The following is a 21468-nucleotide window of genomic DNA, read 5'->3' on the forward strand; positions in this document are numbered from 1 at the left end:
GAGCGGGTCTTAGAAGGTCAGTTGAACGCCGGCGCGCAGCGAGTAGCCGTAGCGTTCATTTTCGGCGATGCGGTTGCGGCTGCCGACGAAGAACCGTTGCGGTTCATCATTCAGGTTGGAGGCTTCCAGCGAGATCGAGGCGCGGTCGTTGATCTTGTAGGCTACGCGCGCGTCCCACTGGTTGAAGTCGTCGACGTAGAGGTCTTCGGACGCCTCGCTGCCGACGGTGTCGAGGTAGGCCGACCGATAGGTGTAGGCCACGCGTCCCGAGAAGCCGCTGCGCTCATAGCTGAGCTGGGCCGAGGCCACCTTGTCCGACTGGGTCAGCAGGGGCACCTCGTCGTCGCGGCCAGGCACGCCGCTGGCCTTGGAGTCCACCAGGGTCAGGTTGACGCCGCCGCTGAAGCCTTTGATGGGCAGGAAGTCGAGTTCCGACTGGACGTTGAACTCGATGCCGTTGACCTCGGCCTTGTCGGCATTGACAGGGGTGGTGACCTCGGCGTCCGGCAGGAAGATGCCGGCATAGGTGACGTCTGTCAGGTCCTGAGTCGAGAAGAAGATCGGGTTCTCGATCTGCTTGCGGAAGACCGACACGGACAGTACGCCTGAGCGGCCTAGGTAATATTCCGCCGCCAGGTCGAAGTTGACCGATTCCAGCGCCTGCAAGTCGGGGTTGCCGACCGCCACTTCCTCATCGCCGGTGTTGACGATCACATAGGGGGCGAGGTCCTCATAGTTGGGACGCCCGATGGCCGTGGTGATCGCGCCGCGCAGCACCAGATTGTCCGAGGCGTCGTAGCGCACGTTCAGGCCGGGGAACCAGTCGGTGTATTCGCGCTTGCCAAAGACGTCGAAGCCCTGGTCCAAGGTTGAGATGTCGGTGATGCTCTTGGCCGCGAACTCGCCCTGGGTGTGCTCGACGCGAACGCCAGGGATGAAGGTCCAGCGATCGAACTTCAGCGTCGCCATGGCGTAGCCGGCGGTGATGGTTTCGCTGATGTCGTAGTCGGCGGCCAGGCTGTCGCCGATGGTGGCCTCGTCGTCGATCTCGAAATCCGCGCGATTGGCGGCGAAGTAGGCGTCGGCCAGGTCCTGACTGACGGTTGGCCCGAACGGGTAGCGGCCGTCGTAGATGCTGTCGATCGAGCGTCCCGCGACCTGATCCAGGGTCAGGCTGTCGCCCTCGTAGTCGTAGGTGACGGCGTTGGCGTCGTTGGTCTTCTTGCGGTTGATGTACTTGGCCCCGACCTTGATCGAGGAGCCGTCGCCGAAGTTGAGCGGCATGCGATAGTCGATCCGCGCCTGATACAGGTCCTCGACCGCCTCGCGGCTTTCATAGCTGACGCTGTCGGCCTCATAGCTGGAGGCATCGTAGGCGGCGGCTTCGGGACGGAAGATATAGAGGTCTTCGCTCAGGTCGTAGGAGCCTGACAGGCCGCCCGTCTTGAACTCCCATTCGTCGCGGCGCGGGTCGCGCTTGTTGGCGCGCGAATAGGTGCCCTCGATGTTCAGTTCGCTCTCGCCAAAGGTCCAGGCCCCGCCGATGGACGAGGTGAAGGTGTCGGTGTTTTCGGCGCGCGTGCGAACCCGGCGGTTGGCGTCAGCATCGGCGAAGTCGCCGCTGGTCGGGGTGGTGTTGGAGAAGATGGTGTCGTCTTCGTTCAGTTCGACCGAGAAGTTGTCGCGGGTCTCGGCGTCCTCGTATTTCGAATAGAGGAAGCGCAGGAACATCTTGGCGTCGTCGTTCGGCCGCCAGTCGAAATTGGCCACCGCGCCGGTGCGTTTGCGGTTGGTGGTATAGGGCCGGATCGTGAACTCTTCCGGCACTTCGTTGCCGTCGACTTCGATGCGCTTTTCACCGCCCTGCAGATTCTCGGCGGCGATGAAGCGCTCCGAGAAGTTGGCGGCCAGCACCATGCCGAATTGGCGGTTCTGCCCGAAGACCGTGCCGTAGCTGGCGTCGAATTCATAGGGATTGTCGTCGGCCAGCTCGTTGTACCCATAGGCCGCGCGGAGGGTGCCGAAGGTCTTGTTCCGGTCAAACGCCGTCAGGGTGATGATGTTGGCCTGACCGGCGATGGCGTTCGCGTCCAGGTCCGGGGTAAGGGTCTTGACCACGGTGACCGAGCCGATCAGGGCCGAGGGAATGTCGTCCAGCTTGACCTGACGACCGTCCGGCTCGGGGGCCGGGGCCGTCTGGCCGTTCAGGGTGACGTTGAGCAGGTCGGGCGAAACGCCGCGAACCGTCAGATAGCGGCTTTCACCCATGTCGTTCGAGGTGGAAAGGCCGGGCAGGCGGCGCAGGGCCTCGGCGACGTTTTGATCGGGCAGGCGGCCCACGTCGTCGGCCCGCACGGCGTCGACCTGGTTGTCAGAGCGGCGCTTGTTTTCAAGCGCGGCGCGGTCGGCGGCGCGGCGGCCGGTGACGACCACCTCGTCGACGATGGTGGCCGACTGGTCGGCGCTCTGCGCCCACGCCGCGACGGGCGTCAGCAGACAGGTTGAAAGCAAGGCGGCTTTGAAGACCGTTCCACGATAGGCGCGCATATTTCCCTCTCCCCGCGCCGTCCATTTTCATCCAGCAACGGATGCAGGGCGGCATATGAGAATGAGGTTACGAACAAACATTCCATCTTGCAAGTCGATTGGAAAATCTCTTGCAAGGCGGTCGTCGTCGCGTATCTTTCGCAAAACGCCACTACTGCGCCCCCTGGCGTACGCGCGGCGAGAAATGTGGGAGGCGACCATGACCAACAGGCTGACGGGCAAACTTTTTGGGGCCAGCGCCATGGTGCTGGCGATGGCGATCGGCGGGACTGCAATGGCTCAGGACGCGGCCGTTCCGGTCGTGACCGCAGCGATTGACACGACCTCGACTGGTGAGGCGAGCAGCGGCGTGATCGTTCTGGACGCCGACGCCCGTCACCATCGTCTGGTCTCGGCGGCGGGCCTGGGGGGTCTGGAGGTCTTTGATCTGACGGGCGCGCGCGTGGGTGCGATTCCGGCGGGTGAGGCCGGCGGTCTGGACGTGCGCTACGGCTTCCCGATCAAGGGTCAGGCCGAGACCCTGCTGGTCTCCACCGACAAGACCGACAACTCCCTTCGCTTCTTCGCCATGCGCAACGGCCTGCCGGTCGAGGTGGGCGCGCGGTCCGTGCCTCTGGGGTTCGCGGTCGAGGATGTCTGCCTGTTGCGCAACGCTAGCGACGGCGGTCTCTATGCCGTGGCCGTGGGCGACGGCGGTGAGATCGAACAACTGCTGCTCTACGCCAACGCTGCCGGCCAGGTGGACGCCCGCTCGACGCGTCGCATCAACCTGCCGTCCAAGATCAAGTATTGCGTCGCTGACGATGCGACGGGCCAGCTCTACGCCTCGCAGCAGGCGGTCGGCGTCTGGCGCTTCAACGGCGACCCGGAAGCGGACGCGGCTCCGGCCCTGGTCGACGCGGCGCGGCTGGGTCGGATCAGCGAGGAAAGCGGCTCTCTGGCCCTTTATGACGGCGGCCAGGGCGCGCGCTATCTGATCGCGACCGACGCCTCCAGCGGGCGGCTGTTCGTCTATGACCACAGCGCCGACGATGCCTATCTGGGCGCCGCCAGCCTGACGGGACGCGGCGGCGCGGCGATCAAGGAGCCGGGGGCGCTTCAGGCCGTCGGCACGCCTCTGGCCGGTCTGCCCGCGGGCGCGCTGCTGGTGACGGACGAGGACGCCGCCGAAGGGGCCAACTACAAGCTGGTGTCGATCGCCGCTGTGACCGGGGCGCTGAACCTGTCGGCTGGCGCGCCGCAGGACCCGCGCGCGGTCGCCGCGCCGCGCTTCCCTGCCGTCGTCGCCTTGGCGGAAACTGCGCCGGTCGGCAGCCCCGGCGATGCTGCGGACGACCCGGCTATCTGGGCCGATCCCGCGAACCCGGCGAACAGCCTGGTCATCGGCACGGACAAGAAGGCCGGGCTGAACCTCTACGACATGCAGGGCCGCGTCATTCAGCACCTGCCCGACGGCAAGATGAACAACGTCGACTTGCGCGAGGGCTTCATGCTGGGCGGTCAGCCCATCGTGCTGGTCACGGCCAGCGACCGGACCAGCAAGGCGGTCGCCATCTATCGCCTCGACACCGAGGCGCGGCGCCTGATCAACATCGCCGACGGCGTTCAGCCGACGGGGCAGGGCGATCCCTACGGCCAGTGCATGTATCGCTCGGCCCGCAGCGGCAAGACCTATGTTTTCATCAACGACTCCAACGGCGAGAAGCGGCAGTGGGAACTGGTCGACGCCGGAAACGGCAAGGTTCGCGCGGTTCGCGTGCGCGACTTCGCCTTCGCCAGCCAGGTCGAGGGCTGCGTCGCCGACGACGCCAGCGGCCTGTTGTTCGTGGCCGAGGAAGACGTCGGCCTGTGGCGTCTGTCGGCCGAACCGGACGGCGGCTCGGCCATGACCATGGTGGCGCGCATCACCGAGAACCCGGCGCTGAAGGACGATATGGAGGGCGTCGGCCTCTATGATCTGGGCGACGGGCGCGGCTATCTGGTGGCTTCCAGCCAGGGCAATGACAGCTACGCCGTGTTCCGCCGCGAAGGCGATCAGGCCTATCTGGGCTCCTTCATCGTCGTCGCCGACGGTCAGCGCGGCATCGACGGCGTGTCCGAGACCGACGGCCTGGACGTCACCAGCCGCAATCTCGGCCCTGGCTTCGAGCACGGCGCCATGATCGCCCAGGACGGCCGCAACGTCTTGCCCGGCGAGAACCAGAACTTCAAATACGTGCCGTGGAAGTCGATCGCCGACGCCCTGGGGCTGGAGGTGCTTCGCTAGAGCATAGTGTGCCGAGCCAGTAGCGTATCGCGGCGCTACAATAGCCTGTAACCTTCCTTCGACTGCCGAACGCACTGATCGCCCCTCAGGTCGCTCTTTGCCAGACGACTTCGGGACGGTCCTGGATGATCGCGCCCAAGCATTCAAGAAAACCCCGCAGCTCCAGGCTGCGGGGTTTTTTCTGTCTTGGCCGAGCGCAGCCACAGCATCCGCGATGCGCCCGGACCCTGGCCGGCGGCGCCGGGCGCGGTCGGTGTCGCGCCCCACCAGGACGAGAGCTCTAAAGACATATCCAAATGACTATATCTGGTGGTTCATAATATATTATAACGATATACGAATTTCGGTAACGTCGGTCTGGGAGTTCAATCAGACTGGCATGGCCCTTCCGTACAAGGATCAAGGCGCGTCCGGTCACTGGGGGGATGGGTAATGAAGTCGAATAGGAATCTTCGCTGGGCGCTGCTGGCCACCGTGGCGGCCTGTGCCGCGCCAGGCGCGGCGTGGGCGCAGGCGGCGCAGGACGGCTCCGTCGTATCCACGACCTCGGTGGACGACATCGTCGTCACGGCGCGCAAGCGCGAGGAGCGTCTGCAGGACGTGCCGATCTCGGTCCAGGTCTTCGGTGCCGCCGCGCTGGAGCAGGCGGGCATCAAGGACTTTTCGGAAATCGCCTATCGCATTCCTGGGCTCAAGCTCAGCGCCGAGCGGGCGGTGGACACGGAACTCTTCATCCGCGGCATCGGGTCGGACATCCAGGGCGCCGGCGCCGACGGCGCGGTCGGCCTCTTCCTTGACGGCGTCTACATGTCGCGCGGCACCGGCGCGCAGCTTGACCTCTATGATCTGGAGCGGGTCGAGGTGCTCAAGGGGCCGCAGTCGCTGCGGTTCGGCAAGAGCGTGGTCGGCGGCCTGATCAACTATGTGACCAAGAAGCCCGGCGACGAGTTCGAGGGGCGCGGCGAGGTCACCGTCGGCAACTATGCCAAGTTCGATGTGGCGACTTCGGTCAGCGGTCCCTTGTCGGATACGGTCGGCTTTGGCGTGACGGTCAGCTCGCGCACCCATGACGGCTATGCGATCAATACGCGCGGCGGCGACGAAGAGGATCAGAACGCGCAGTCGGGCCGCGCCCAGCTCCGCTGGCGGCCCAACGATCGGCTGGATATCAATCTGGCGGCGGATTACACGCGCCATCGCGACGGCGCGCGCTGGGTGGACATCGTCGTCCCCGGCGACAGCAAAGAGGTCACCTACAACAGCTTCTTCGCCCCGCCGATCGCCAGCCTGCCGGGCTTTGTCCTGCCGGATCGCAATGCGCCCTTCCGCAGCGACAAGCGCCGTGAAGGCGCGCACAACTTCACCGGCTATCAGAACTCCGACATGTACGGGCTCAGCGCCACGGTGGACTGGGAGGCGAGCGACAGCCTCAGCGTCGCTCTGCAGACCGCCTATCGCGACTCCGAGCTGGCGGCCCGCGAGGACGGGTCGGGCATGTACTTCGACTTCCCGATCGATCCGGCCACCAACGCCCCTGACGTGACCTCGGCCATGCTGGCGGGTCTGGACACCTATCTCAAGACCGTGCCCGACAGCTATTTCGACAGCGGCAAGGCGGAAGACGTGAAGCAGTTCTCGCAGGAAGCACGCCTGCGCTGGGACAAGGGCGGCGCCCTGCGGCTGGAAGGCGGGGCCTATTATCTGCATGAGAACATCCGGCGCGCCGAGGACGTGAACTTCCTGTTCGCCGATTTCCAGGCGATCACCGAGTTCGCCTTTGCGATGGCGTATGGCGGCACGCCCGCCTCGCTCTTCCCGGGCTCCAACCATACGGTGACGACATCGAAGAACGACAACATCGGCGTCTTTGGCGAGTTCAGCTACAGCCTGTCCGATCAACTGACCTTCGATGCGGGCCTGCGCTACGCCTATGACCGCAAGGACTATACGAACACCCGCTCGGGCGAGTCGTTCGAAGGTGCGCCGGTCAACTTCACCGTTGGTGAGAAGCGGTCCTGGGACGCCTGGCTGCCCAGCGCCACGCTGCGGTATGAGCCGAGCGACGATGTCTCGCTCTATGCCCGCTACGCCAGAGGCTACAAGCCGGGCGGCTGGACCGGCGAAGACGCCAATACGCCGGCGGAAGCCCTGGTGTCGTTCGACCCTGAAACCGCCGACAGCTTCGAGCTGGGGTCGAAGATGGCCTTCGCCGAGCGGCGTATCTTCGTCAACGCGGCGGCCTACTACACCCTGTACGAAAATCTTCAGACCAATCAGTTCGTGTCGCCGGGACCGGGCATGCCGCCCGACAACTTCGTCTTCAACGCCGCCAATGGCACCCGCGCCTATGGTCTGGAGCTGGATGCCTACGCGCGTCTGACCGATGAACTGACCGTGTCGGGCAACTATGCCTATTCGCGCTGCAACTTCACCGGCGAGCTGATCATCGACGACGACGGCACCGACCTTGACGGCAATACCTGTCGTCGGACGCCGGAACACGCCTTCGGGATTTCGGCCAACTATGACCGACCGATCGGCAATGACCTGGTCCTGACCGCCGGCGGCGACTTCCAGTACACGGGCGAGTCCTTCTTCGACAATCCGAACACCGAACTGCTGAAGATCGACGCCGAGACCCTTTCCAACGCCCGGATCGGCATCCGCCATGCGGACCGGAAGTGGGAGGTGACGGCCTGGGTGAAGAACCTGACCGATGAGCTCAACTACACCAGCAAGCTCAATCTGTTCGGCACCATTTACGGCACCTACATCCCGCCGCGCACCTATGGCGTGACCGCCCGGTTCAGCTTCTAAAAGCCGAGCGGCCGGGGTCGGGACAGTTGATTATGAGGGGATCGTCCATGAAGCGGAGTTTCGGGATCAAGGCAGTCGGCGTCGCCATGGCGGCCCTGCTCAACGCCACGGTGCTGACACCGGCCAACGCCCAGCATGGGCAGGACCTGGGGCCGATCAACGTCGTCGATCCCTGGCTCAAAGCCTGGCAGGACGCTACCCCTGAAAATCCGCCGACCCCGCCGACTCCGGGCGTGGACTATGGGATGGATCCCGAGACGGGGGCTTTCCGCCACCCCGTCGCCACGCCTCTGACCACCAGCGCGCCGTCCTTTCCCGGACAGCTCGATCACTGGGATCAGAAGAGCTACGCCAAGAACGTCCATGTCGTCGGCTTCTACCCGGCGGTGACCTCGCCCTGGCACGCCTGGGCCAGCGTCGTCGACTTCGAGGGCAAACGTTTCCTCTACACGCATGACCGCGACTATCTGCGGATCATGGACGTCACCGACCCGCGCCAGGCCAAGATCGTCTGGTCGCAGGGCGGCGTCTGGAGCGCCGAAGGCTCTAGCGAGGACTTCGATTCCTCGGCCGTCACCGACTACTTCGGCGGCGTCACCATCGCCTGGAGCCCGTCGCTTCAGCGTAATGTTCTGGTGGCCTCCTACGAGATCGGCCGCTTCGGCCTGATGGACGACAAGCGGCGCCAGCCCGACAAGGTCGAGGCCCAGCGGCATTACAACTCGCTGAAGGGCTTCAAGGTCTACGCCATGAACGGCCCGACCCCCGACCAGTGGGAGCTGATCGCCACGCGGACGACGGACTACCGGCATCCCGACGCGCCGATCGGCGAACAACAGGGATCGGGCGCGCTGGACGGCGTCACCTGGTGGGGCGGCAAATACATGCTGCTCTCGGCGGCGCCCGACGACAGCTATGGGCTGACCGAGTATCCCGACTACCTCTATTCGCCCGGCTATCAGGTCTGGGACATGGCGGATCCCGCCGATCCCAAGTTCATCACCCAGGTCACCGTGCCGGGGCAGGTGCTGGGCGACCCGGAAAGCATGGCCGCCTACCTGGCCAATCCGCGCGCCGGCAACCGCACCAGCTGGATGGGGTCGCGCACGCCCATCGTCCTGTCCCAGCCGCTCGAGGATGGCGGCAAGATCGGCTTCGGCGGCATGGGCGGACTGGGCTTCTACAGCTTCGATCTCAGCGATCCGGCGCAGCCCAAGACCCTGGGCCATATCAGCGTGCCGCCCAGCTATGCCGGGACCGAGTTCGATAATGTCGATGTCAGCCAGTATGACCGGACCGGCTTCGTCTTCTCGAACGGCTATCCGATGAACGAGAACTGCTACGAGCCCTACAAGGACATCTTCTCGATCGACGCCCGCGATCCGGCGAACCTGCGCGTCGCCGCCAAGTTCCCGCGCCCGACGCCGCCGCCGGGCGCCGAGTTCACCGACTTCTGCCAAAGGCGCGGCAGTTTCGGGCCCAAGCGGTCCGGCGGTCTGGGGCAGCCCGAGTACGGGCGTCAGGGCATCGTCACCTATGCCTTCTACAACGCCGGCATCCAGTTGTTCGACGTGAGCAATCCCGAGCAGCCGACGATCGCGGGCTATTTCGTGCCGCGCTTCGCCAACGAGACGGAAGTGCCCGAATACACCTTCGGCAACTCCACCTTCGCGGTCTTCACCGAGTATGACCGCAACATCATCTGGGCCTTCTCGGTCAACGGGGTCTACGCCCTGTCATCGCCGCTGCTGGGCGAGCCGAAATTCACCGCCCCGGACAAGCCCTGGCCCGAACGCCGCCAGGCCCAATAGGGACCAAACCATGCGCCACTGGAAAGCCGCCGCGGCGGGAGCCTTGCTCCTCGCCGGATGTTCGAACGCGTCTGTAGATCAGCCGACCGCACCGGCGTCGGTCGAGGCTCCGGGCGACAACATCCTGCACATCACCTGGGGCGGGATCGCCGAGGCCGATGAGGGCGAGGCCAAGCGGCACTGGTCGACCTGGGCGATCAACCTGGTCGACGGCGGTCCGGCCTATGGCTGGCTGTCCGAGACGGACGCCGCCTTCCCGCACACTCTGAAGTTCGAGCTGGCGGGGACCGGCAAGGTGCGCGCGGTCGCGCTGGACAACCGGTTCGAGCCGGTGGTGCGCGAAGACGGGTCGATGTCCCAGACGGCCGAAGGCTCGCCCGTGCGTCGCTTCGCCCTGCTGGGGTCGACCGTCGGGCCGGACGGACCGTTTGAAACCCTGGTCACGGGCGAGGCAAAGGCCGACGCCCAGACCCTGATCACTCTGCCCAAGGAAAGCGCCGCGCGCTGGCTGCGCCTGCGCATCGACAGCAATTGGAAGGGCGGCGGCGCCACCCGCCTGTCCGACCTGGCGGTCTATGGCGAGCTGGATCATCGAGGCGCGGCGGGCGAGGCCGACGTCAGCGGCGTCTATGCCCACGAGTATGGCCCGATCGCCCTGCGACAGTCGGGGCAGGACATCCGGGGCTGCTACAACAACGGCCTGGGCACGCTGCGCGGCACGGCCTTTGGTCGCATCATGCGGCTGGCCTGGTTCTCCAAGGAAGAAGGCAGCATCGGCTCGGCGACCCTGGTGGCAGCCAACGGCAAGCTCTACGGCTTCTGGTATCGTCCCGAAGACAGGATGGGCAGCCCGTGGAACGCGGTCAAAGAACAGAGCCTGGATAGCGCCGACCTGAGGGCCTGTCGCGACGCCCTCTATCCCCCCGCCTAAAGAGCCGCCTGACATGCACCTCATCTTCCCGGTGGCGCAGCCGAGCGCCGAAATCGCCGGCGACGCCCGGCGTTTTCCGATCCGTCGCATCTTCTGCGTGGGCAAGAACTACGCCGACCATGCCCGCGAAATGGGCGGCGATCCCACGCGCGAGCCGCCCTTCTTCTTTTCCAAACCCGCTGATGCGGCGGTGGCCGGGACGGCGGACATCGCCATGCCATCGCGCACCGCTGACCTGCATCACGAGATCGAGCTGGTCATCGCCATGGGGCAGGGCGGGGCTGATATCGCGCCCGTTGACGCCCTGGCGAAGGTGTTCGGCTATGCCGTGGGCAATGACCTGACCCGCCGCGATCTCCAGGCGGACGCTAAGGCGGGCGCGCGGCCGTGGGACATGGCCAAGGGCTTTGACCACAGCGCGGTGCTGTCGCCGATCCGGCCCGTCGCCGAGATCGGCCATCCCACGGCGGCGCGCATCTGGCTGTCGGTGAACGGGGCGATGCGGCAGGACGGCGACATCGCCGACATGATCTGGCCGGTCGCGGACATCATCGCCGAGCTGTCGACCTATGTGGAGCTGCAACCCGGGGATTTGATCTACACCGGCACCCCGGCGGGCGTCGGTCGCATCAGCCCCGGCGATCTCGTCGAAGGCGGTATCGACGGCATCGGGGCGATCGCCAACCGCCTCGCCTGATTATCTATAGCGTTACGGGCATATCAAGTCCGTCATTTGGTATTATTTGTTTATGGCGTGCGGGCCTAGGCCGGATAGGGCTGATGGCTCTTGTTCAAGGATCGCGCATGAAATCGACCAACGTAGCCCGCAACGTGGTTGCGGCCCTTCGCGACATGGGGGTGCGCCATGTGTTCGGCGTGCCGAGCGGCGGCTGGGTCGACTACATGGAGGCGATCCGAACCACCGACGGCATCGATTTCGTGCTGACCAGCCATGAGGGCGGGGCGGGGTTCATGGCCGATGTCTGCGGGCGGCTGACTGGGGTTCCCGGCGTCTGCTTCGGCACCTTTGGGCCCGGCGCCACCAACCTGGCGACGGGGGTCGGCGGGGCGACGCTGGATCGCTCGCCGATGATCGCCTTGACCGATGAAATGCCCGCCGCCTTGCGCGGTCGGACGGTTCAGATGGGCATCGACCACCAGGCCCTGTTCGCGCCGCTGACCAAAGCGACCATGCGGATCGAGGCCGAAAGCGCCGTCGACACCCTGGCCGAGGCCGCGCGGATCGCCCTGTCGGGCCGTCCCGGCGCGGTCCATGTCGGACTGCCCCAGGGCATGAGCGCCGTCGCGGTCGACGAGGTGCGGATTGCGCCGCCCGCCGCTGACCCGGCCCCCGCGCCCGATGCGGCGGCGGTCGAGGCCCTGATCGCCGCCTTCGTCGCCGCTGAAAAGCCGGTGCTGGCCATCGGCCTCGGCGCTGTCCATGCGGGGGTTCAGGATCGCGTCGTGGCGCTGGCCGAGCGCTTCGGCCTGCCGGTGCTGCTGACGCCGATGGCCAAGGGCATGGTGGCGGAAACCCACCCCAACTACGCCGGCGTCCTGTTCCACGCCCTGTCCGATCTGGTCGGCCAGACCCACGCCGAGGCCGATCTGGTGGTGGCGGTCGGCTATGACCCCATCGAGTTCAACTACGAAGGCTGGATGCGCGACGGCCTGGCCCTGGCCAGCCTTGACGTGGCCCCGGCTGATATCGACCGTGACGTTCATCCGGTCGTCGCCGATGTCGTCGGCGCCATCGCGCCCGTGCTCGACGTGCTGCTGGCGCTTCCGGCGACCGTGAAGGGTTGGGATCTGGCCGCGCTGGCGGCGCGCAAGGCTGAGATCTTCGCCCGCCTGGCCGGTCGTGAAGGGGCCTTCGCGCCGCGCGCCGCGCTGGATGTGCTGCGCGACATCCTGCCCGCCGACGGCATCATGACCTGCGACGTCGGCGCCCATACCCATCTGATCGGTCAGCACTGGCGCACGCCCGCGCCAGGCACGCAGATCATGACCAACGGCTGGTCGGCCATGGGCTTCGGATTGCCCGCCGCCATCGCCGCCAAGCTGTGCCGTCCCGACACGTCGGTCTGCTGTGTTCTGGGCGACGGCGGCTTCCTGATGACGGCGGGCGAGCTGGCGACGGCGGTGCGCGAAAAGCTGGCGATGGTCATCGTCATCTTTACCGACAACGACCTGGCGCTGATCCGCATCAAGCAGGAGAAGAAGTCGAACCCCATCTATGGCACGCCGGTGCGTGCTGAGGGGACCATCGGCGGGCCCTCGCTGTTCGGCGTGCCGGTGACGGTGGCCCGCGATCCGGCCGAGTTCCGCGCCGCCCTGGAAGCGGGCTTCGCCGCCAACGGTCCGGTGATCGTCGAGGCCCTGCTGGACAGTCGCGAGTATGACAATCTGGTCCTGCGTAAGGACAAGCCGTGAGCCTGGCCTTGCGACAGGTCGTGAATCCGGTTGTGGACGAGGCGGGCCGGACGCTGTTGATCGGCGGCGGCTGGGAGACGGCCTCCGAGACCATGACGGTGCGCAACCCCTTCACCGGCGACGTGCTGGGCGAGGCCGCCTGCGCCACTGTCGAGCACGTCGACCGGGCGGTGGCGAGCGCGGTGGTCGGGGCGGAGGCCATGCGCGACCTGTCGACCGGCGCCCGCGCCCGCATCCTGCACGACGCGGCGACGGCGCTGGAGGCCGACGCCGCCCGCTTCGCCGCCGCCATCACGGCGGAAACCGGCAAGCCGGTGCGTTCGGCGACGCGCGAGGTCGCCCGCGCGGTCAACACCCTGCGGCTGTCGGCGGAAGAAGCCACGCGGCTGGCCGGCGAGACCATCGCTTTTGACAGCTTCCCGGGCGGTGAGGCGCGCTCGGGCCACTATGTGCATGAACCCCTGGGCGTCATCGTCGCCATCACGCCTTTCAATGATCCGCTGAACCTCATCTGTCACAAGGTCGGCCCCGCTCTGGCGGCGGGCAACGCCGTGGTGCTGAAGCCCGCGGAGCAGGCGCCCCTGGTCGCCGTCATGCTGGCCCGGCTGCTGGTCGCGGTGGGGCTGCCCGACGGGGCGCTCAACCTGCTGACTGGACGCGGCTGTGATTTCGGCGACGCCCTGACCGGTCACGACGACGTCGCCATGGTCAGTTTCACCGGCGGGGCCGGTGTCGGCCGGGCCATCTGCCGGTCGGCCGGCATGAAGCGCTTGGCGATGGAGCTGGGCGGCAACGGCCCGGTGATCGTGATGGACGACGCCGATATCGACCGGGCGGCGAAGGCTTGCGCCTCGGGCGCCTTTGGCGCGGCGGGCCAGAACTGCATCGGGGTCCAGCGCATCTATGTCCATGCAGCCGTCCATGAGGCCTTCAGCATCGCCATGGTGGCGGCGACGAACGCCCTGACCGTCGGCGACCCGATGGACCCAGCCACCGAGATCGGGCCGATGATCTCATTGGAGCAGGCGGAACGCATTCTGACCTGGACGCAGGAGGCCGTGGCTCAGGGCGCGGCCCTGCTGACCGGTGGCGAACGCGTCGGCGCCCTGGTTCGTCCGATCCTGCTGGCGGACGTGCCGGAGGAGGCGCGGGTGTCCTGCCAGGAAGCCTTCGGCCCGGTGGTCAGCCTGTTCCGCTTCAGCGATCTGGACGCCGCCATCGCCGCCGCCAATCGCGCCGACTACGCCATACACGCCGCGATATTCACAGAATCCCTGCGCCACGCGCGTCACGCCGCTCGCAGACTGCGGGTCGCCGGTGTGATGATCAATGATTCGACCGATTACCGCCTCGACGCCATGCCGTTCGGCGGCGCCGGGCGGGGCAATATGGGCCGAGAAGGCGTGCGGTTCGCGGTGCGAGAGATGTCCCAGACCAAGGTAGTGTGTTTCCATGACGCGTGATGTGACCCGGATTGAGATCCCCGAAGCGCCTGACCGCGCGTGGTGCGAGGCGATGGATCGGGCCGATCCTCTGGCGCCGCTGCGCGACCGGTTCGACCTGCCCGAAGGGATGATCTACCTCGACGGCAATTCGCTGGGGGCCATGCCCAAGGACGCGAGCGCCAAGGCCCAGGACGTCGTGACCCGCGAGTGGGGCACGGACCTGATCAAGAGCTGGAACAGCGCCGGCTGGTTCGACCTGCCGGTGCGGCTGGGCGACAAGCTGGCGCCCCTGATCGGCGCCGGGGCGGGCGAGGTCATCGTCTGCGACTCGACCAGCCAGAACCTGTTCAAGGTGCTGTCGGCGGCGGTCGCGATGCGGCCCGACCGCAATGTCCTGATCCTGGAAGGCAGCAACTTCCCGACCAACAACTATATCGCCGAGGGCGTCGCCGCGGCGACCGGCGGCCGGTTCTCGGTGCGCCTGTGCGAAAAGGACGAGATCGCGGGAGCGATCGACGCGGACACCATCGCCGTCGCCATCACCCATGTTCACTACAAGACCGGCCACGTCCACGACATGGCGGCGATCACCGCGCGGGCCCAAGCCGCCGGGGCGCTGGCGATCTGGGACCTGTGCCACAGCGCGGGCGCGATGCCGGTCGATCTGAACGGCTGCAACGCGGACTTCGCCGTCGGCTGCACCTATAAATATCTGAATGGGGGCCCCGGATCGCCCGCCTTCCTGTTTGTCGCGAAGCGGCATCAGGGTCAGGCGCATCAGCCGGTGACCGGCTGGTGGGGCCATGCCGCGCCCTTCGCCTTTGAACCCGGCTATCGCCCGCAGACGGGGTTGCGCCAGTTCCTGATCGGCACCCAGCCGATCCTATCGATGACGCTGGTCGAGACGGGGTTGGATATCCACCTGTCGGCCGACATGGCGGAGATCCGCAGCAAGTCGATGGCCCTGACCGACCTCTTCATCCGCCTGGTCGAGCAGCGCTGCGCCGGCCACGGGTTCACGCTGGCGTCGCCGCGCGACGCCGCGGCGCGCGGCAGCCAGGTCTCGTTCGCCCATGCCGATGGCTATCCGATCATGCGCGCCCTGATCGCGGCCGGCGTGATCGGCGACTTCCGCGCGCCGGACACGGTGCGCTTCGGCTTCGCCCCCCTCTATGTCGGCTATGTCGATGTCTGGGAGGCGGTGGAGCGACTGGCGGCGATCATGAACGGCGGGGTCTGGCGACAGCCCGAGCATCAGGCGCGCGAAGCCGTCACATGAGCAAGGCACGAGGGGGAAGTGCGATGAAAGAGCAGGCCTATATCGACCGCGAGGCCGGGCTGGAACGCGGGCTGACCAAGGCGCAGATCGTCATGATCGGCCTGGGCGGGGCGATCGGCACCGGCCTGTTCATGGGCTCAGGCATCGCCATCGGCTACGCCGGTCCCGGCGTGCTGGTCAGCTATGTCATCGCCGCGCTGATCGCAGTGATCATGGTGTTCAGCCTGTCGGAAATGGCCGTGGTCCATCCGACCGCGGGATCGTTCGGCACCTATGCCGAAATCTACCTCGGGCCGCTGATGGGCTTCATCGTGCGCTACACCTACTGGATCCAGCAGGTGCTGCTGATCGGCAGTGAGGCGATCGCCGTCGGCATCTATATGCGTTGGTGGTTTCCCGGCACCCCGGTATGGATGTGGGCCATCGGTAGCGCCGGCGTCGTTGTCTGGGTGAACACCCGCGCGGTGCATAATTTCGGCTCGGTCGAATATTGGCTGACCACGATCAAGGTGGCGGCCATCGTCGGCTTCATCCTGGTCGGCCTCAGTCAGATCTTTGGCGTCTTCGGCGATCCCGTCGGGCTGCACAATGTCACCGGCCTGCCAGGCGGCTTCCTGCCCAACGGCTTCTCCGGCGTGTGGATGGCCGTGCTGATGGCGCTGTTTTCCTTCATGGGGCTGGAGTTCGTCGTTGGCACCGCCAGCGAGGCCAAGGATCCCAAGACGGCCATCCCGGCGGCGCTGCGCACGATGGCGGGGCGGCTGTTCCTCTTCTACATCCTGGCCCTGTTCATCATTGTCGCCTTCATCCCGTGGACCGAGTCCGGAGCCAAGGTGGTGACCGAAAGCCCGTTCGTGAAAATGTTCGCCAGCGCGGGCATCCCTTATGCGGCGGGCATCATGAACTTCGTCGTCGCCTCGGCGGCCCTGTCGGCGATGAACACCAGCATCTACCTGGGTTCGCGGATGCTGTTTTCGCTGGCGCGGGGCGGCTATGCGCCGCGCGCGCTGGGTCAGCTCAATGCACAGAAGGTGCCGATGCGGGCGACGCTGGTCACCGGCGTAGGCATCCTGGCCGCGGCGTCGATCTCGGCCCTGACGCCGCTGGCCTACAACTATCTGTTCGGGATCGTCCTGTTCGGCGGGTTGCTGGTGTGGAGCACGATCTTGGCCAGCCATCTGCGCTTCCGTCACCGCCACAAGGGCGTCGATCTGCCGGTGCGGATGCCCTTCTTCCCCTATGCCCAGATCCTGGGGCTGGTGCTGCTGGCCGCAATCACGGTGACGATGGCGCTGGATACCGACTTCTGGCAGACGGCGGTGATCGCCGGGGCGCCGTGGGTGGTCTTCCTGACCGCGGCCTATTTCATCTGGAAGCGCGTGTCGCGGGGTTCGGCCCCTAGGGTCTAGCCTGGCCCAATTCGTCGCGGATCTCGCCCGCTACCTCGTGAATGATATCCATGAAGTAGCGGGCGGCGGCGGACAGCTCGACGTGGGCGTGGGTGGTCGCCCCGATCCGTGAACTCGCGCCCTCCAGTGAAACCGGCAGGATCGCCAGCCCGGCCTGACCGGCGCCGACCAGGTGGGGCATGGCGGCGATCATGTCGGTGTTCATCAACAGTCCGTGGTTGGTCAGGATCGACACGGATTCGATCACATCGTGCGGCGGCTCCAACCCTTCGTGTCGGAAGGCGACGTCGATCTGGCGGCGCAACGAGGTCTGCGGCGGCGGCATCACCCAGGCCTGATCGACCAGGTCGGCGAGCGTCAGCGACGCGCGCTGGGTCAGGGGATGACCCTCGCGGACCATGATCGACACCGTGTCCAGATAGAGGACGTCCTGCTTCAGCCCTTCGCGCTCGCGATACTCCGGCAGGCGGCCCAGAACGACGTCGAGGTCGCCGGTCCGCAGGCTGGGCATCAGCCGGTCGTTCGTGCCTTCAGCCACCGTGACGGCGATCCCCGGTCGCTGCTCGCGCAGCCGCGCCAGGGCGCGCGGCAGCAGGGCGGTCGAGGCAGCCAACAGGGTGCCGACATGGACGCGGCCCGAAAGCCCCTCGTCAAGAGACTGCAGTTCTTCGCCGGCATGTCGAAGCTGGGTCAGGATCAGCTTGGCGTGCTTGATCATCACCTTGCCGAAGTCGGTCGGGGTCACGCCACGTGAAGATCGATCGAAAAGCTGCACGCCCAGGGCGTCCTCCAGCTCCTTGATGCTTTTTGTCGCGGCGGGCTGGGCGATGTTCAACGCCTGCGAACCCTTGAGTACGGTGCCCTCGTCGGCGATCGCCGTCAGGAGGCGAAGTTGGCGCAGCTTGAGCCGGCCCAAGAGGAAGTTGTCGTGGAATTTGGGCATGGTGCTCCCCGGCGCCGCTTCAGGCATATTATATCTGTTTTGTAATAGCTGGGGCAAGTCTCGGGATTATTGTTGATAGCCAGCCCCCGGTACTGACCCTGATGGCCCCCTGCGCCGGAAGCGGCGGCGGGGAGGATGGATGGACAGAGGCGCGGCGAAAGTCATGACGATTGAGGCTTCAAAAAACATGGCTGTCATCGACATGCACAGCCACTTTTTCCCCGCCATGGACGCGGCCTATTGCGCGCGGGCCGAGGCCGAAGGTCTACCCTGGCTCCGTGACGCGGGCGGCGGCAAGGGTTTCATCATGCAGGGCGCCAGCGAGTTTCGCCCGGTCGACGACGTCCTCTGGGATCCGGCGCGGCGGGTCGAGGCGTTGGACGCCCAGGGCATCGACCTGCAGATCCTCTGCGCCACGCCGATCATGTTCGGCTACAGCCTCCCGGCGACCGATGCGCGCGATCTGGCGCAGCGCTTCAATGATGAGGCGATCGCCTTTTGCGGCCATGCGCCCGACCGGATGAAGGCCCTGGCCCAGGTGCCGCTGCAGGACATCGACATGGCCTGCGCCGAGGTCAGCCGCGCCATGGCGACGGGGCACCTGGGCGTCCAGATCGGCAACCATATGGGGATGCGCAATCTCGACGACGAAGGCCTTCTGACCTTCCTCACCCACTGCGCCGAGGTCGGGGCGGCGGTGCTGATCCATCCCTGGGACATGATGGCGCGCGAGCGCATGCCCAAGTACATGCTGCCCTGGCTGGTGGCCATGCCGGCGGAGACGCAGCTGTCGATCCTGTCGCTGATCCTGTCGGGGGCCTTCGAGCGCCTGCCCAGATCCTTGCGCATCTGTTTCGGCCACGGCGGCGGCAGCTTCGCCTTCCTGCTTGGACGGGTCGAAAACGCCTGGAAGTATCGCGACATCGTTCGCGCCGACTGCCCGCAGCCGCCGTCGACCTATGTCGATCGCTTCTTCGTCGACTCGGCGGTGTTCGACACCCGCGCCCTCAGCCTGCTGATCGATGTCATGGGCGAGGACCGCGTCCTGCTCGGCTCCGATCATCCCTTCCCGCTGGGTGAACAGGACATCGGCTCGCTGGTGCGCGGCCACGACGGCCTGTCGGGCGAGCAGAAGGCCAAGATCCTCAGCGGCAACGCTAAGGCCTTCCTGAACCTCTAGGGCGGCCCAACACAGGCATCAGAAAACCCGCCGGAGAGACGCTCCGGCGGGTTTTTCATGTCGAAAGCCGGAGGAGTTTATCACACCGGGGCAGGGGCGCCCTTGTAGCTCTCGGTGCCGGCCCAGCCGCGCTCGGACACGTCGACCATGACGTTTTCCGGCCCGGTCATCTTGTACTCGGCGTTGTCCTTGGCCGGGTTCTTGCCGAGGCCCTGGGCCAGGTTGACGTCGTGGCGCGGCGCGAAGCCCGAGTTTTCGAAGCGTTCGACGATGGCGTTGATGTCGTCGCATTGAAAGCCGATGTGATGCAGGCCGGTATAGCCTTCGGGGAACTCCATGCCGGCGGCGGGGCGGTTCTTGAAGCAGAGCAGGGCGATGTTGATGTGGCCATCGGTGACGTAATAGCCGCGCGCATTGCGGCTATCGATCTTGCCGGCCAGGGTCCAGCCAAGGACCTCGGTGAAGAAGCCGACCGAGGTGTCCGGGTCAGCGGACGCGATCGCGACGTGGCGCAGGCGGGTGGTCATGGGACGGGCCTTTCAAGGATTGGGATGGCCGCCAGCAGTCGGCGACCCGGTTACGGAAATCAGGTGCCGATACGGATCGGGCTGACCAGATCCTGAAGCGCGGCGACAAGGCTGAGCGCGGTGATCCGGCCGGTGCCGGGGTTCTCGTCGGTCGGCACGTTCTCGATGGCCAGCTCCAGCCGCGCGCTGTCGGCGTCGACCACGATCCGGTGCGTATTGCGTTCCAAGGCCGGGTCGGCCCAGATCTCCAGCCGCGTCCGGTCGGGACCGACGCCGGCCATGCCCAGCGCGGCCGCGACGTTCACATTGGCCGGAAAGGCGACGGCGCCCTCGCGCGCGGTGCCCTCGAAGATCTTGAGGGGGGCTGTCAGGCTGGACAGGTCGATCTGGTTGCGCACGACGTGCTCGGCCTTGATCAGGGACTTGACCGGCTTGCGCGTCACCATGGTCACCGAATGGATGGTCCCGATGGCGGCGGCGCGCACGGCGTCGAGGCCGAGCAGGGCGCCGGTGGCCAGGATGATGCGTCCGTCGTGCGCGCGCGCCAGATCGACCGCCTCGGGCCATTGCATCAGCGCCGCGCCGCTCACGGTCACCAGGGTCTTGCCGGCCCGCAGCGTCGTTTCGGCGATGTCGCGGAAGGCCGCCGTCGGGGCGCTGTCGACGATGACGTCGCAACGGGCGACCAGTTCGGCGGTGTCGAGGATCGGGACGGGCGCTTGCAGCTGGGCCATCGCGGCCTCGGCGCGCGTGCGGTCGCCGGCGGACACCGCCGCCAGCGTCAGCGGCAGGTCGCTGGCTTCGATATGGCGCGCGACGACGCGGCCGATGGTGCCGAACCCGGCTATGCCTACCTTGATCATGCCAGTCAGGCTAAAGGGCGATGACTATATCCGAATATACCCTTTGAGGGCCGGGTTATCCCGGAACGTATATAAATACCGCCGACCGCTTTGATATATATTTCCGATTATATATCAGCTGGTTTTCTATCTTTGACTGCATATCCACGAACCCGCACAAGTCATGGCTCACTTTCGGGGGGAGCCGGGTGCACGACATCATCAACCAGGACCTGCTGACGCTGACGGCCATGATGCTGCTGACCGGCGCGGTGGGAGGCCTTCTGGCCGGGCTGCTCGGGGTCGGCGGCGGCATCGTCATCGTCCCGGTGCTCGACCTGGTGCTGGCGTCGATGGGCGTTGATCCCTCGGTGCGGATGCATGTCGCGGTGGCGACCTCGCTGGCGACCATCATCCCCACCGCCATTTCCTCGTCCCGCGCACACCACGCCAAGGGCGCGGTGGACATGGCTCAGCTGAAGCGCTGGAGCATCGCCATCTTCCTGGGCGCTATCGCTGGTGTGCTGATCGCCTCGCGGGTGACGGGGGATGTCCTGTCTGCGGTGTTCGGCGTCATCGCCCTGCTGGTGGCGGTCAAGATGCTGCTGCCGCTGGAAGGCAAGCATATCGCCGAGGCCATTCCCGGCGGGCCGGGCGGGCAGTTGCTGCCGTTCGCCATCGGCGGCTTCTCCAGCATGATGGGCATTGGCGGCGGCACGCTGAGCGTCCCCACCATGACCCTGTTCAACTTCCCCATCCATCGCGCGGTCGGCACGGCGGCCCTGTTCGGCCTGTTGATCAGCGTGCCGGCCACCATCGCCTTCATCATCACCGGCTGGAATGTGCCCGGTTTGCCGACGGGCAGCCTCGGCTACGTCAACCTGATCGGTCTGGCGATTATTGCGCCGGTTTCCTACCTCGCCGCGCCCTGGGGCGCGCGCCTCGCCCATTCGCTTTCGAAGCGGCATCTGAGCATCCTGTTCGGCCTGTTCCTCGCGGTGGTGTCGGCGCGGATGCTGATCCGGGCCTTCGGCTGAT

General features: G+C 66.3%; 15 protein-coding genes. 11 read left to right on the forward strand and 4 right to left on the reverse strand.

Annotated elements, in window-relative coordinates; all coding sequences use genetic code 11:
- Nucleotides 1-9 precede the first annotated feature (9 nt).
- Nucleotides 10-2547, reverse strand: coding sequence for a TonB-dependent receptor (locus HNP51_RS13760; protein ID WP_184272287.1), 2538 nt, complete (start codon nt 2545-2547; stop codon nt 10-12).
- A gap of 199 nt (nt 2548-2746) precedes the next feature.
- Here HNP51_RS13760 and HNP51_RS13765 point away from each other — a divergent pair, with 199 nt between their 5' ends.
- From HNP51_RS13765 to HNP51_RS13805, 9 genes are all read left to right on the forward strand, one after another.
- A complete protein-coding gene (locus HNP51_RS13765) occupies nt 2747-4813 on the forward strand; it encodes a phytase (protein ID WP_184272284.1) in 2067 nt (688 codons plus the stop codon).
- Nucleotides 4814-5245: 432 nt separating this feature from the next.
- A complete protein-coding gene (locus HNP51_RS13770; protein WP_184272281.1) occupies nt 5246-7630 on the forward strand; it encodes a TonB-dependent receptor in 2385 nt (794 codons plus the stop codon).
- Nucleotides 7631-7677: 47 nt separating this feature from the next.
- Nucleotides 7678-9441, forward strand: a complete 1764-nt coding sequence (locus HNP51_RS13775; protein ID WP_184272278.1) for a hypothetical protein — start codon at nt 7678-7680, stop codon at nt 9439-9441.
- A gap of 10 nt (nt 9442-9451) precedes the next feature.
- A complete protein-coding gene (locus HNP51_RS13780; RefSeq protein WP_184272275.1) occupies nt 9452-10372 on the forward strand; it encodes a hypothetical protein in 921 nt (306 codons plus the stop codon).
- A 13-nt stretch (nt 10373-10385) separates the two neighbouring features.
- Nucleotides 10386-11069: a fumarylacetoacetate hydrolase family protein gene (locus HNP51_RS13785; protein WP_184272272.1), complete on the forward strand. Its 684-nt coding sequence runs from the start codon at nt 10386-10388 to the stop codon at nt 11067-11069.
- A gap of 107 nt (nt 11070-11176) precedes the next feature.
- On the forward strand, nt 11177-12805 hold the full coding sequence (locus HNP51_RS13790; protein WP_184272268.1) for a thiamine pyrophosphate-binding protein: 1629 nt from the start codon (nt 11177-11179) through the stop codon (nt 12803-12805).
- A complete protein-coding gene (locus HNP51_RS13795; protein WP_221415939.1) occupies nt 12802-14268 on the forward strand; it encodes an aldehyde dehydrogenase family protein in 1467 nt (488 codons plus the stop codon). Before HNP51_RS13790 ends, HNP51_RS13795 begins: the two co-directional genes overlap by 4 nt.
- A gap of 1 nt (nt 14269) precedes the next feature.
- On the forward strand, nt 14270-15529 hold the full coding sequence (gene kynU, locus HNP51_RS13800) for a kynureninase (RefSeq protein ID WP_311769959.1): 1260 nt from the start codon (nt 14270-14272) through the stop codon (nt 15527-15529).
- Entirely contained in the window at nt 15526-16938 is a 1413-nt protein-coding gene (locus HNP51_RS13805) for an amino acid permease (protein ID WP_221415938.1), read from the forward strand. Before kynU ends, HNP51_RS13805 begins: the two co-directional genes overlap by 4 nt.
- Here the strand turns inward: HNP51_RS13805 and HNP51_RS13810 are convergent.
- A complete protein-coding gene (locus HNP51_RS13810) occupies nt 16928-17881 on the reverse strand; it encodes a LysR family transcriptional regulator (RefSeq protein ID WP_184272259.1) in 954 nt (317 codons plus the stop codon). The genes HNP51_RS13805 and HNP51_RS13810 overlap by 11 nt on opposite strands.
- 187 nt (nt 17882-18068) lie before the next feature.
- Between HNP51_RS13810 and HNP51_RS13815 the strand changes: the two genes are divergently transcribed.
- A complete protein-coding gene (locus HNP51_RS13815; RefSeq protein ID WP_184272256.1) occupies nt 18069-19061 on the forward strand; it encodes an amidohydrolase family protein in 993 nt (330 codons plus the stop codon).
- A gap of 80 nt (nt 19062-19141) precedes the next feature.
- Here the strand turns inward: HNP51_RS13815 and HNP51_RS13820 are convergent, their stop codons facing one another.
- The gene (locus HNP51_RS13820) at nt 19142-19588 is read right to left on the reverse strand and encodes a VOC family protein (RefSeq protein ID WP_184272253.1); all 447 of its coding nucleotides are present in this window, start codon (nt 19586-19588) and stop codon (nt 19142-19144) included.
- A gap of 59 nt (nt 19589-19647) precedes the next feature.
- On the reverse strand, nt 19648-20451 hold the full coding sequence (locus HNP51_RS13825; protein ID WP_184272250.1) for an aspartate dehydrogenase: 804 nt from the start codon (nt 20449-20451) through the stop codon (nt 19648-19650).
- Between the two features lie 188 nt (nt 20452-20639).
- Here HNP51_RS13825 and HNP51_RS13830 point away from each other — a divergent pair, with 188 nt between their 5' ends.
- Nucleotides 20640-21467, forward strand: coding sequence for a sulfite exporter TauE/SafE family protein (locus HNP51_RS13830; protein WP_221415937.1), 828 nt, complete (start codon nt 20640-20642; stop codon nt 21465-21467).
- The last annotated feature ends 1 nt before the right edge of the window (nt 21468 follow it).

The organism is Brevundimonas bullata, assembly GCF_014207965.1.
Classification (GTDB): Bacteria; Pseudomonadota; Alphaproteobacteria; order Caulobacterales; family Caulobacteraceae; genus Brevundimonas; species Brevundimonas bullata_A.